This window comes from Bradyrhizobium sp. USDA 4486 (assembly GCF_054057995.1).
This window is the reverse complement of sequence record NZ_JBSRZV010000001.1, coordinates 2,739,069-2,751,063: the sequence shown is the minus strand read 5'-3', so window position 1 is coordinate 2,751,063 and position 11,995 is coordinate 2,739,069. Positions and strand designations below refer to the sequence as shown.

Sequence of the window (11,995 nt, the reverse complement as noted above, 5' to 3'; positions counted from 1 at the left end):
CGAGGAGCGCGGAATCCACCATCAATGCGGGTTGATGTTGTGGATTGGGTCGGCTTGCCCGGCACTTAGAATCGGCGCCGTCAAGGTTAGTCGCACAGCTCCGATATCGCCGATTGCCAAGGAGGTGTCTGGCCTGCGAAGGCGCGCTGGAAGATCGTCAAGGCAGCGACATGGACGATCAGAAATGCGGCGGCTATGGCCAGGAGCCAGGCCGTTTCATTCTGGGCTGGGCGCCGGCTGGTCAACCTGGCGCGCGCGGTACTGCTTGCATCGATCATGTCTGGGCCTCCGGACCCCGTGTTGAAAATCGTCTGGTGTGCGTGAGATTGGGACCGAGGCCGCAATACCGTCGTCCTCAGAACGCGAACTTGACTTGTGCCCGGCCGCTCTCGCTCCTCGCCTGGTTTGCGATCAGCTCGTCGAATCGCGCGCTGAGGCTGAGCGATTTGTTCACCTGCAGTTCGAGACCGAGACCAATGAGGGCCTGGTCGCGCTTCTCTGCCAGACCGAACAGGCTGTAGGCCGTCGCCGCATCGAAGCTGTAATAGGCAATCTGCGTGTAGGCGCCGTTGAAGCTGTGGCGATAGGCGAGCTCGAGGCTCGATTTAAGGGCGCCGGCCGAAGTGTCCATCACATGGCTGAACCTCGTCCCGAGTACGCCGGCGGCATCGACGGCCGAGGTCCGATTGAAGGTCAAATTGTAGATGCCCGCGCCGGTCTCGGCGTAGCCGTCGAGCCGGAGCCATTGCAGGTCGAGCCGCGCATAAGGCGCGATCTTCCAGCGATCGAACTTGACCTCGTGGTTGATGGACAGCGAGCCGAAGAGATCGCCGGCCGACCTGTCCCCCGAGCCGAACGCCAACGCCGTGCTGTCGTAACGATAGTTTGCGAGGCGGCCTGCCGCGTAACCGAGGATGGCGTCGATGAACCAGAACGGCGCCACGCGGTAGCTGGCATAGGCCTGCGCCGACCAGACATTCGCATTGATCCGCGAGCCGTTGCTTCCGATCGTCGCACGATCGATGCCGAAGCCGACGGCGACACCGGCTGTCAGATTTCGGGCAAGGCGCGCGTCGACGCCGGCGGTCATGCCGGTCGAAGACACGTTGTATTTGGCGTCGGCGTAGGTGGTATCCCGGCCGAATTGCAGCGCGCCGGCAGTCCAGTAGCGCAGCGATGAATCGGGAACCGCTGCGATCGGCGCCGCCTGTCCATCTTGCGGCTTCTGCCGAGGCGAGGCTGCATCGGATCCGGCACCTGCATTCGCAGCGTCCGCGGGCGGGCCGTATTGTCGCTGTGGGGCCGGCATCTGTGAGAAGGAGGCCCTGTTGCTGACCAGCGGTACGTCGTCGTTGTGCAGCTCGGCCAAGCGGTCCTGCACGTTGTCGATCTGTTGCTGCCCCATGACCTGCACGGTGTGGACCTGAAAGTCGACCATCGCCTTCACGGTCGGATCCGTGGTGGGATCCGGCATGGCGGCATAGCGATAGATAGCGGTGCCCGTGCCTGAGCCGAGCGGCGTCGTTACGGTGACGTCGACTGGGCCAGCCGCATGTGGCGGCGTCACCACCGAGATCCGTGTCGCGCTCAACACGGTGAAACCGAGCACGTTGACGCCACCGAATTTGACCGAGGTCGCACCGGTGAGGTTCTGTCCGGTGACAACGGTCGTTTGCTGGCCGGCGACAGGGCCCGACGATGGACTGGCGCCGGTCACGACCGGGCCGGGAACGACAGCGGCGGTGCATACCACGGTGACGTCGATCCGCGAGGGCATGCCTTCGCTCAGCGAGCGCCAGCTGAAGGTCTGCGTGCCTGTTGTCGTTACGGTGACATGCAGCGTGCCCGAGACCACGCTGGAGCCGTCGGCATAATGGCCGCCGACACCGAGTTCGATGCCGTAGAAGAGCGTCGTGTCGACGACGAAGGTGTAATTCAGTGTGATGACGTCGCCAGCGGTCAGCGACACCGTGGTGGACCGGTTGTCAGCTCCGCCCCCATTGAAGGCGCCGCTGTTGATGTCGGCGCAGGTGGTCGCCGCAAAAGCCGGACCGGTCCCGAGGACATGCGCCACAGCGAACAGCGCTATCGCGCGGAGCATGGTCGCCGAAATGGCCCGACAAAAACAGACGAGACGCAGGTGCGCGTCGACACAAAAGCAAATCATACCCCAATCCCAATCGTGCGACGTCCTGCCGAACACAGGCCATCGACAGGGCTCGTAGGCGAAAGGGGCGGAAACAACCATCAACGCTGGTTGATCTTCGAGGAGCAGGCGCGCCGCCTCGGGATATTGGCTCTGGACGAGAGCGGATCACTTCTGCAATGGAAAGTCTTCAGGTGGTAAGCGCGAGGATTGGCCGGGATGCCGGCGGTAGAATTTGACCTTCCCGGACTGATCGGCAAGACCGGCGAGTTTCGCGACGGCAAGACCGAAGAGGCGTTCTCCGAAAGCGTCTGGCAATCTGCACGTGCGATGGCCCTGTTGTGCATCTTCGCCGAGACGGCGGCGAGCCTGTCCTTCGTGCCGCTGGATTTCCTGATGCTCACCGGCCCCCGGCTGGCGTTCTTCACGGAAGTGCGGCTCCTGATCGCCCTGTCGGCGGTTTCCGCCGTGATCGCCGTGCTGCGGACGAACAGATATCCCCGCATCGTCGTGATCACGTACGTGCACCAGTTCGCGTTCTTCACGCTCAACGCGCTGGTCTTCGACCATCCGAGCCTGACCCGTCATGGCGGATTGTTGCTGCCGCTGATCGCCATTGCACTGAACCTGTGTGTCCCCGGGCGATTTCGCTGGGTCGCGCTGATGAGCGCCTACGCGCCCGTTGTCAGCCTGTTGTTCTGGGCGGTGCTCAGGCCGGACCCGGAGAGCCCGCTCGATCTGATGATCATCCTGCTGGTCGTCGCGGTCGGCTACGTCGTCGGTGCGGTGGCGCGCACGCAGTTCAACCGGCTGCGGCGCGAGGAATATCTGCGCATCGCGCGCGAGCGGCAGGTCAACCTCGACCTGCGTGAGGCCAAAGATGCGGCGGAAGCGGCCGCGAACGTCAAGGCCGACTTCCTTGCCGTCATGAGCCACGAGATCCGCACGCCCATGAACGGCATCCTCGGCATGGCGCATTTGGCGCTCGACGAGCCGCTGCCGCCCTCGCAGCGCAAGCGCCTGTCGATCATCAAATCCTCGGCGGAGGGGCTGCTCAACATTCTAGACGACATCCTGGACATCTCGAAGCTGGAACGGCAGGCCGAGGTCTACGAGCGCGCGCCATTCGACCTCAGGCAAGGCCTGCGCGAGATCGTGCACCTGATGACGCCTCGCGCGCAGGAGAAGGGATTGAGCCTGCAGCTGGCGCTTTCGCCGCTCGTGCCGCAATGGGTGCTCGGCGATCAGTCGCGCGTGAGGCAGATCCTGTTCAACCTGATCGGCAATGCTGTGAAGTTCACGAGCCAGGGCAGTGTCACCGTCGAGGTCACGACAGCCGAACCTCAGGACCGAGCGCTGATCACGTTCTGCGTGTCCGACACCGGCATCGGGATCACGCCCGAGCAACGGGCGCATCTGTTCCAGGCGTTCGGGCAGGCGGACGCGTCGATCCGGCGACGCTTCGGCGGCACCGGGCTCGGACTTGCGATCTGCAAGCGACTTGTCGACGGCATGAACGGCGAGATCGACGTCGAGAGCACACCGGGGCAGGGTAGCCGCTTTCGCGTCAGCCTGCCGCTGCCGGCAACCCATGAGCCGGGGGAGCGCCATGCAATCGACGCGGCGGCTTCGCAGGCCAGGCGTCTCAATCTGCTGCTCGTCGAGGACCTTCCCATCAATGCGATGGTCGCCCGTGGGATCCTGGAAAAGGCGGGGCACAGCATCGCGCTGGTGAAGTCCGGCGAGCAGGCGATCGAACTCGTGCAGAGCGCGCGGTTCGATGCGGTCCTGATGGACATGCAGATGCCTGACGTGGACGGGCTCGAGGCGACGCGTCGAATCCGGGCCCTGCCGCCTCCGCACAGCCAGGTCCCGATCGTTGCGCTGACCGCCAATGTCATGTCGGAGGATGTCGCCGCATGCCTCGCCGCGGGCATGGATGGACATCTGGCGAAACCGATCAACGTCGCAGCGCTGCATGCCGCGATCGAGGCCGCGCTGCAATCCCGGCGCTGGCCCATATCCGGCCCGCGCGCATCCCTGAAAGCCGGCGGCGACGTTCTCGTGGTGGGCGACGAGCGCAAGGCAACGCACCTTCCGCTCCAGCAGCTGGGATTTCGCGTTTTTCCGGCCCAATCGTTCGAAGCCGCCGGCACGATGGTGTCTGCGCGGGAATTCGCGGCGATGGTGGCCGTCGTCCCGCCGTCGGGGTTTCTGTGATCGCTGCGTCAGCGCGCAGCAGGAGAGGGCGGCGGCATGTTCGTCGTGGGCGTGCCCGCCGAAGGCGAAGCCGCGCGGCTGCTTGATGAGGGCGCCGACCTCGTGCTGGCGGCGGGCCTTGCGCCGGATGACATCGCCTGGAAGATCGAGGCGTTCCTCGCGCCCCAGCAGCCGCACGGATCGTTCGCGCTCGAAGAGGTCTTCGAGCGTGATCGCATCGATGAATTGCAGGTGTTGTTCGCGAGCAGCCTCGTCGAGCTGGACCGCGCTTTGACGCGAGACGATCTGGCGCCGAAGGATCTTGCGGGCATCGCCCACCGCATCAAGGGGAGCGCGGCGAACTTGCGGATGCCCGAGCTTGCCACGCGCGCCGATGATGCGCTGATGGCGGCCAAGGCAGCCGGCGCAAGCCGAGGCGACCGGGACGAAGCCGTCAAGGCCCTGAGGCGGCAGATCAGGCTCGTCCTGCGGGACCTCGATGTCGCCGGGCAGAGCAGGCTGGCGCCGGCAGCCATCAACAACGCGTTCGAAGGGGCCGATGTCGACGATCGTACTCGTGGTTGAAGACGCGCCGGAGATCCGGCTGATGCTGACGGCGTTCCTGAAGGAGGAGGGCATGATCGTCCACGGCATGGCAACCGGCGGCGAGCTGCGGGCTGGACTCGCCACGATGCGGCCCGACATCGTTCTGCTCGATATCAATCTGCCCGATGCGGACGGCATCGCGCTGGCGCGTGAATTGCGGCTCGGCGAACAGTGCGGGCTGATCTTCGTCACCAGCCGCGACTCGGACGACGACGTGCTGTCGGGCCTCGAGGCGGGAGGCGACGACTATGTCTCCAAGCCGATCAACCTGCGCACGCTGCTCGCCCGCATCCGCAGCGTCTTGCGGCGGACCAAGGAAAAGGTCATGACGTTCGACGGCTGGATTCTGGATCCGGTCCGGCGCGAGCTGTTCCGTCCCGACGGAAGCATGGTCAAGTTGACCTCGGGCGAATTCAACATCCTGGTCGCCCTTGCGTCCCACATGACGCAACCCCTGAGCCGCGATTTCCTGCTCGACGTGATCTCCAACCGCGATCCCCGCGAGATCAGCGAGCATACGGTCGACAATCTGATCGTGAGGCTGCGCCGCAAGATGCAGCACGACGGCACGGCGGCGCCGATCACCACCATCCGGGGTGTCGGCTATGCCCTGGTGCCGTTGCAGCAGTAGCCTTCTATCCCAGCCGCTGATCGCGCATGTCCTGCGTATCTTCCGTCGCTGCCTTGACGGCGGCGCTGGCGGCGCTCTTCGCTGCCCCCTTGCGGCTTGCGATCTCCACCGCCTTGCGGCCGGAGATCTCGTGGCCGGCGTCCGCCGGCATCTGCCAGAAGAACCAGCTCGAGGCCGCCGAGGTCAGCGCCACCACGACGAAGGCGGGCGCGAACATGGTGGCGTTGAGCTCGCTGACATGGCTGAGCCACATCGTCGTCTCGACCGAGGCGGCTCCGACGGCGACGCCGGCGGACACTGCGAGCTGCTGGTTGACGCTGACGAGCGTGGTGGCCCGGCTCATCTGCGCGGTCTCGACGTCGGCATAGGCGACGGTGTTGATCGCGGTGAACTCCAGCGAGCGGAAGAAGCCGCCGACCACCAGCATCACCATGATGATCAAGAGCGGCGTCGTCACCGTGAACAGCGCACAGACGCCGAGGAAGAACGCGCTGATGATCGCGTTCACCGTCATCAAATTGCGGAAGCCGAAGGTGCGGATGATGCGCGCCGCCAGCGTCTTCATGCCCATGGCGCCGAGCGAGGAGCCGAAAGTGACGAGGCCGGAATGGAACGGCGACAGGCCAAAACCGATCTGCATCAACAGCGGCAGCAGGAACGGCAGCGCGCCGATGCCGAGCCGGAACATGAAGCCGCCGAAAATGGCCGCGCGCAACGTCGGCAGCTTCAGCAGCGAGAAGTCGAGCACCGGCGATCCCGTCCGCCGGGCGTGGATGACGTAGAGCGTCATCGAGATCGAGCCGCCGACGACCAGCGCCGCGACCGTGCTCCAGGGCAGCAGGTTGAGCCCGGCGACGGAGAGGCCGAACGCGATGCCGGCAAGGCCGATGCCGGCAAGCACCATGCCGTAGAGATCGAAAGGCTCCTGCGTCTCGCTCTTGATGGGATCGATGAACTTCAGCGCCATGAAGATGCCGAGCAGCCCGATCGGGATGTTGATCAGGAAGATCCAGTGCCACGATGCATACGTGGTGATGAAGCCGCCGAGCGGTGGGCCGATCACGGGGCCGATGAGGGCAGGGACCGTCACCCAGGCCATGGCGTTGACCAGCGCGCTCTTGTCGACGGAGCGCAGCAGCACGAGGCGCCCGACCGGCGTCATCATCGCCCCGCCCATGCCCTGCAGGATACGTGCGAACACGAAGTCGGTGACCGAGCCTGAGAGCGCGCAGCCGACCGAGCCCACCATGAACACGCCGACCGCGATCGCGAACACCATGCGCGCGCCGAACCGGTCCGCGGTCCAGCCGCTCGCCGGGATGAACACCGCGAGCGACAAGAGGTACGAGGTGATGGCGAGCTTGAGCGTCAGGGGGCTTGTGCCGATATCGGCCGCGATCGCCGGCAGCGAGGTGGCGATGACCGTCGAGTCCATGTTCTCCATGAAGAGAGCAGTGGCCACGATCAGCGGAATGACGCGTTGCTTGTCGACCATGACAGATTGGTAATGAAAATCAGAAGAGAGGGTGGACTTGCGGCTTAACACCGCCGCCCGGCGGGGACCATTGTGGATCAACGCATAGCACCTAAATCCTGTGCTCGCCCCTGCGTGATTTCCGGCGCGCGCACCTGGCGCGAGCCCGAATCCACGGGGGCGGCAGGGACCGCCGCGGGATGGATTCCGGGCTCGCGACGTTGTCGCGCCCCGGAATGACAATGGGTGGGCCGCCCCGGGCTATCCCAGCCGAATTTGCGTAAAAAGCCTGTGCATGGCTGGCCGGCGGTCCGAATTGCTTTGATTCGTCACGCGGCCGTGCTATCGACCGGCGTCAACCCCACCGATGGGCTCCGATTCTTAGGGCGATGCCGCAAGGCACGCCGAGGGCGGCGCTCATCCATAAGCATTTGCGGCTCGGCCGCAGGAAGGAGTTGGCATATGGCCACGGTGCAACTTCAGGGCATCCGCGAAGCCTTTACGTTCGACGACGTGCTGTTGAAGCCGGGCCTGTCCGACGTGATGCCGGGCGAGGTCGACATCCGCTCTCGCGTCACCCGCGCCATTCCGCTCAACATCCCGATCATGGCCTCCGCCATGGACACGGTCACCGAAGCTCGCATGGCGATCGCCATGGCGCAGGCCGGCGGCCTCGGCGTCATCCACCGCAATTTCGATCCCGAAGGGCAGGCGGCCCAGGTGCGGCAGGTCAAGCGCTACGAGTCGGGCATGGTGGTGAACCCGCTCACCATCAGCCCCGAGGCGACGCTGGACGACGCGCTCAAGCTGATGAGCGACCACGGCATCTCCGGCATTCCCGTCGTCACCGGCGCCGGCAAGTCCACGCCGGGCAAGCTGGTCGGCATTCTCACCAACCGCGACGTACGCTTTGCCACCGATCGGCGGCAGAAAGTCTCCGAGTTGATGACGCACGAGAACCTCGTCACGGTGCGCGAGAATGTCAGCCAGGACGAAGCGCGACGGATGCTGCACAAGCACCGCATCGAGAAGCTGCTGGTGGTCGACGAGCAATATCGCTGCGTCGGCCTGATCACCGTCAAGGACATGGAGAAGGCGGTCGCCCATCCGCTCGCCTGCAAGGACGCTCAAGGCCGCCTGCGCGTCGCCGCCGCCACCACGGTCGGCGACACCGGCTTCGAGCGCACCGAGCGCCTGATCGATGCCGGCGTCGACCTCGTCGTCGTCGACACCGCGCACGGCCATTCCCGTCACGTGCTGCATGCGGTGAACCGCATCAAGCGCCTGTCCAATTCCGTGCAGGTCGTTGCCGGCAACGTCGCCACCACCGACGGCGCGCAGGCCCTGATCGATTCCGGCGCTGATTGCATCAAGGTCGGCATCGGCCCGGGCTCGATCTGCACTACGCGCATCGTCGCCGGCGTCGGCGTGCCGCAGCTCACCGCGATCATGGATGCGGTGGAAGCGGCCAAGAAGGCCGACATTCCCGTGATCGCCGACGGCGGCATCAAGTTCTCCGGCGACCTTGCGAAAGCGCTCGCCGCCGGCGCCGACATCGCCATGGTCGGCTCGCTGCTCGCCGGCACCGACGAGACGCCAGGCGAAGTGTTCTTGTGGCAGGGCCGTTCCTACAAGGCCTATCGCGGCATGGGCTCGGTCGGCGCGATGGCGCGGGGATCGGCCGACCGCTACTTCCAGCAGGACATCAAGGATTCGCTCAAGCTCGTGCCTGAAGGCATCGAGGGCCAGGTGCCCTATAAGGGCCCGGTCGGCAACGTCATGCACCAGCTCGCCGGCGGCCTCCGCGCCGCGATGGGCTATGTCGGCGCAAAGGACATGAAGGACCTGCACGAGAAGGCCCAGTTCGTCCGCATCACCGGCGCGGGCCTGCGCGAAAGCCACGTCCACGACGTGACGATCACGCGTGAGGCGCCGAACTATCCGGGCGGCGGCTAGTTCGTTAGTCATTCCGGGGCGCGAAGCGCAACCCGGAATCTCGAGATTCCAGGTTCGATGCTACGCATCGCCCCGGAATGACAGTGTCGAAGTTTGCGTCGGTGCATTGCTTCTCCTAAATGACTGCAACAAGCAGTCAGGAGGAAGCCATGTCCCAAGCCAAACGCATCGTTCTCGCCGCGCGTCCCGTCGGCGAACCAAAGCCGTCCGATTTTCGCCTGGAGGAATTCGCGGTGCCGACGCCCGGCGCCGGCGAAGTGCTGCTGCGCACGATCTGGCTTTCGCTCGATCCCTATATGCGCGGGCGCATGAGCGAGGGCCCGTCTTACGCAGCGCCGGTGCCGGTCGGCGGCGTGATGGAAGGCGAGGCGGTGAGCGAGGTCGCGGCCTCGAACCATCCGGATTTCGCGGTCGGCGACATCGTCCGCATCCGCTCCGGCTGGCAGACGCATGCGATCTCCAACGGCAAGGGCCTGATCAAGGTCGATCCGAAGCTCGGCCCGATTTCCACTTCCATCGGCGTGCTCGGCATGCCCGGCATGACCGCCTACACGGGCCTGCTCGACATCGGCAAGCCGCAAGAGGGCGAGACCGTCGTCGTTGCCGGCGCCTCCGGCGCGGTCGGCTCGGCCGTCGGGCAGATTGCGAAGATCAAGGGCGCCCGCGCGGTCGGCATCGCCGGCGGCAAGGACAAGTGCGATTACGTCGTGAAGGAGCTCGGCTTCGACGCCTGCATCGACCACCGCGATCCCGATTTCGCCGCAAAGCTGAAAGAGGCCTGTCCGAAAGGCATCGACGTCTATTTCGAGAATGTCGGCGGCGCCGTGTTCGAGGCGGTGTTCCCGCTGCTCAATCCGTTCGCGCGCGTGCCGGTCTGCGGCCTGATCGCACATTACAACGACACCGAGGCCAAGCCGCCGAAATGGGCGGCATCGATGATGCGTGCGACGCTGACCAAGCGGCTGACCTTCCGCGGCTTCATCGTCTCCGATTTCGCCTCCCGCCACCGCGACTTCCTGCGCGACATGTCGGCCTGGGTCCGTGACGGCAAGGTGAAATACAAGGAGTTCGTGACCGAGGGCCTGGAGAGCGCGCCGGGCGCCTTCATCGGCCTGCTGAAAGGCGCCAATTTCGGCAAGCAGCTGGTGCGGGTCGGTCCCGACAAGCTGTAGTTGTTGCGTCGGCGTCACGCGCCGGGCGTCAATGGTTAACAAAGAGTCACCAATCGGCCACACCTGCCCGCAAAGTGCGCAGGTGTGACCGCCGGTTCATTGACGCCAAAGCGAAGTCATTGAATCATCGCGCATATTTTAGGTGTAGCGATGTTAGAGATCAGTGTTTTCTGCGTAATCCTGTTGGCTGCCGGCTATTGGGTGGCGATGTTCGTCATGGGCCGCCATGACGACGTGATCCACGGGAAGTTCGTGCATCGCGAGGAAGGCGATTTCAGCCAACCTGGCATGTCGGCCCCACCGCCGCCATTTCCGAAACGTCCGCTCAGGGCTCCCAAAGTCGCGGGCGAACTGCCGCCCGATGACGCGGTGGCCAATCCCGTCAACAGCGCGGCGCTGCAATCCCTGCTCGCCGCGATCCAGCAGGATCTGAAGAGCGTCGCTTAACAGACGCGCGCTCCTAAAGTGCGATGGATCGGGATGAATCGTCATCGCGCTTTAGTTTATTCTCTGAGCATGATCTTTTCGGAAAACCGCTGCGCACTTTTCCGGATCGTGCCTTAATGCTCGCCGCCCATCTGGGCGAACAGCTCCTCGATGTCGATATCGGCCTGGCCCGGCGCGCGGACGTGGCGGACCTCGACGCTGTCGGGCCGGAATCGGTATTCCACCAGTCCAACTTCCTTGATCGCGATGCGGTCCTGGCGCGCGTCGTTGATCACGAAGCCGGCCGAAGGCGCCCAGACGTGGCGCGTGTGACGATAGGTGAAGTCGCGGCGCTGGTGCACGTGACCGCTGGCGATCAGGCGCAGATCGACATGCGCAAACATCTCGATCAGCCGCGCCCGTGCCGGCTGCGGCACGTAGCGGATCGAGGTCTCCGGCGTCTCGGGGTCGTCGGGCAGGTGGAGAAACACCGGCTTGTGCAGGAACAGCGCAACCGGCTTGCCATTCACGCGCGCGATCTCTTCGGTGAGCCAGTCGAACTGCTCCGCCTCGAAGGCGAGCCCTGAATTCATCACCAGCGAGTTGAGGCCGATGAAGCGCCAGCCGGCCGCTTCGAACGACCAATGGTCTTCGCCGATGATGTCGCAGAATTGCCGGCGGTACGCTTCGGCGACCGGCGGCTTTGGCACTGGACCGATCGCGGTCGGATTGTCGCCGATATCGTGATTGCCCGGCAGATAGCGGCAGGCGACAGGCAGGGCGGCGTGCAGGCTCTTGGCGAATTCGACATCATCGCGGCTGCTCGGCCCATCAAAGGAGACGTCGCCGGTGTTGATGACGAGATCAGGCCGCTCGGTGTCGATATGCGCGCTGATCGCCTGGAAGTTGGCGATCAGGCCGGGAAAGCGCCGGCCAAGATGCGTGTCGGAAATTTGGGTCAGGCGAAATTCGGACATGCCTTGAGCATACAGATCGTCACGCGTCGAAACGATGACGGCGCACGCATGCATCGCAACGAACAAAGTTTAAAACGCGCTGCGGCCATCCCCTCCTTCGTTCGAAGCATGGTCAGAGCACGCGATAGCGGATCGTGTAGCCGTCCTGCGGAGGGACATTGCCGCGACCGCCGAGGCAACGCTGTCGACGAGGTGCCAGGGGCCGAACTCTGCGGAGCGATGCGGCTCGGCGGGCAGGCGGAGGCGGAATTCGAAGATGCCTTGGCCGGGCGGGTTCACGACAAGCACGCGGTCCGCCGTGCGGTGGTTGAGCGCGACGGCGCCGCGCAGCACCGCGCGTCCGTCGGTGAGGTCGCTGACGCCGCCGACCAGCGCCAGCGTTGGCTCAAACGGGCCGAAAATCGCGGT

10 protein-coding genes and 1 pseudogene are annotated in these 11,995 nt (G+C 64.9%); 6 read left to right on the top strand and 5 right to left on the bottom strand.

Translation table 11 applies throughout. The annotated features are described in order from the left end of the window. Positions 1-86: 86 nt before the first annotated feature. Together ACVWY3_RS13600 and ACVWY3_RS13595 are read right to left on the bottom strand one after the other, a co-directional pair. Complete coding sequence (locus ACVWY3_RS13600) at positions 87-278, bottom strand: hypothetical protein (protein WP_456838902.1); 192 nt, start codon at positions 276-278, stop codon at positions 87-89. Between the two features lie 77 nt (positions 279-355). Beyond that, positions 356-2,101: an autotransporter domain-containing protein gene (locus ACVWY3_RS13595; protein WP_456838901.1), complete on the bottom strand. Its 1,746-nt coding sequence runs from the start codon at positions 2,099-2,101 to the stop codon at positions 356-358. Positions 2,102-2,365: 264 nt separating this feature from the next. Between ACVWY3_RS13595 and ACVWY3_RS13590 the strand changes: the two genes are divergently transcribed. From ACVWY3_RS13590 to ACVWY3_RS13580, 3 genes are read left to right on the top strand one after another with little or no spacing between them, the layout of a single operon-like run. Continuing rightward, on the top strand, positions 2,366-4,366 hold the full coding sequence (locus tag ACVWY3_RS13590; RefSeq protein WP_456838900.1) for an ATP-binding protein: 2,001 nt from the start codon (positions 2,366-2,368) through the stop codon (positions 4,364-4,366). A 36-nt stretch (positions 4,367-4,402) separates the two neighbouring features. Then, entirely contained in the window at positions 4,403-4,930 is a 528-nt protein-coding gene (locus ACVWY3_RS13585; RefSeq protein WP_456838899.1) for an Hpt domain-containing protein, read from the top strand. Beyond that, positions 4,905-5,582 carry a response regulator transcription factor gene (locus ACVWY3_RS13580; RefSeq protein ID WP_456838898.1) on the top strand — a complete coding sequence of 226 codons (678 nt, stop codon included), beginning with the start codon at positions 4,905-4,907 and terminating at the stop codon, positions 5,580-5,582. Before ACVWY3_RS13585 ends, ACVWY3_RS13580 begins: the two co-directional genes overlap by 26 nt. A gap of 4 nt (positions 5,583-5,586) precedes the next feature. Here the strand turns inward: ACVWY3_RS13580 and ACVWY3_RS13575 are convergent, their stop codons facing one another. After that, the gene (locus tag ACVWY3_RS13575; RefSeq protein ID WP_456838897.1) at positions 5,587-7,077 is read right to left on the bottom strand and encodes an MFS transporter; all 1,491 of its coding nucleotides are present in this window, start codon (positions 7,075-7,077) and stop codon (positions 5,587-5,589) included. Positions 7,078-7,518: 441 nt separating this feature from the next. Here ACVWY3_RS13575 and guaB point away from each other — a divergent pair, with 441 nt between their 5' ends. The 3 genes from guaB to ACVWY3_RS13560 all read left to right on the top strand — a co-directional run bounded on the left by guaB (position 7,519) and on the right by ACVWY3_RS13560 (position 10,631). Beyond that, entirely contained in the window at positions 7,519-9,012 is a 1,494-nt protein-coding gene (gene guaB, locus ACVWY3_RS13570) for an IMP dehydrogenase (protein ID WP_456838896.1), read from the top strand. Between the two features lie 149 nt (positions 9,013-9,161). Then, positions 9,162-10,184 carry an NADP-dependent oxidoreductase gene (locus tag ACVWY3_RS13565; RefSeq protein ID WP_456838895.1) on the top strand — a complete coding sequence of 341 codons (1,023 nt, stop codon included), beginning with the start codon at positions 9,162-9,164 and terminating at the stop codon, positions 10,182-10,184. 150 nt (positions 10,185-10,334) lie between these two features. Continuing rightward, positions 10,335-10,631: a hypothetical protein gene (locus tag ACVWY3_RS13560; protein WP_456838894.1), complete on the top strand. Its 297-nt coding sequence runs from the start codon at positions 10,335-10,337 to the stop codon at positions 10,629-10,631. Positions 10,632-10,744: 113 nt separating this feature from the next. Here the strand turns inward: ACVWY3_RS13560 and ACVWY3_RS13555 are convergent, their stop codons facing one another. After that, entirely contained in the window at positions 10,745-11,587 is an 843-nt protein-coding gene (locus ACVWY3_RS13555) for a metallophosphoesterase family protein (RefSeq protein WP_456838893.1), read from the bottom strand. Between the two features lie 112 nt (positions 11,588-11,699). Further along, positions 11,700-11,968, bottom strand: a pseudogene (locus ACVWY3_RS13550) (acriflavin resistance protein); the annotation flags it as partial. Between the last annotated feature and the right edge of the window lie 27 nt (positions 11,969-11,995).

What these genes read in the sequence shown, in the direction of transcription:
- ACVWY3_RS13600 (WP_456838902.1), bottom strand. Translation starts at nt 278, where the DNA reads ATGATCGATGCAAGCAGTACCGCGCGCGCCAGGTTGACCAGCCGGCGC.
- ACVWY3_RS13595 (WP_456838901.1), bottom strand. Translation starts at nt 2,101, where the DNA reads ATGCTCCGCGCGATAGCGCTGTTCGCTGTGGCGCATGTCCTCGGGACC.
- ACVWY3_RS13590 (WP_456838900.1), top strand. Translation starts at nt 2,366, where the DNA reads ATGCCGGCGGTAGAATTTGACCTTCCCGGACTGATCGGCAAGACCGGC.
- ACVWY3_RS13585 (WP_456838899.1), top strand. Translation starts at nt 4,403, where the DNA reads ATGTTCGTCGTGGGCGTGCCCGCCGAAGGCGAAGCCGCGCGGCTGCTT.
- ACVWY3_RS13580 (WP_456838898.1), top strand. Translation starts at nt 4,905, where the DNA reads ATGTCGACGATCGTACTCGTGGTTGAAGACGCGCCGGAGATCCGGCTG.
- ACVWY3_RS13575 (WP_456838897.1), bottom strand. Translation starts at nt 7,077, where the DNA reads ATGGTCGACAAGCAACGCGTCATTCCGCTGATCGTGGCCACTGCTCTC.
- guaB (WP_456838896.1), top strand. Translation starts at nt 7,519, where the DNA reads ATGGCCACGGTGCAACTTCAGGGCATCCGCGAAGCCTTTACGTTCGAC.
- ACVWY3_RS13565 (WP_456838895.1), top strand. Translation starts at nt 9,162, where the DNA reads ATGTCCCAAGCCAAACGCATCGTTCTCGCCGCGCGTCCCGTCGGCGAA.
- ACVWY3_RS13560 (WP_456838894.1), top strand. Translation starts at nt 10,335, where the DNA reads ATGTTAGAGATCAGTGTTTTCTGCGTAATCCTGTTGGCTGCCGGCTAT.
- ACVWY3_RS13555 (WP_456838893.1), bottom strand. Translation starts at nt 11,587, where the DNA reads ATGTCCGAATTTCGCCTGACCCAAATTTCCGACACGCATCTTGGCCGG.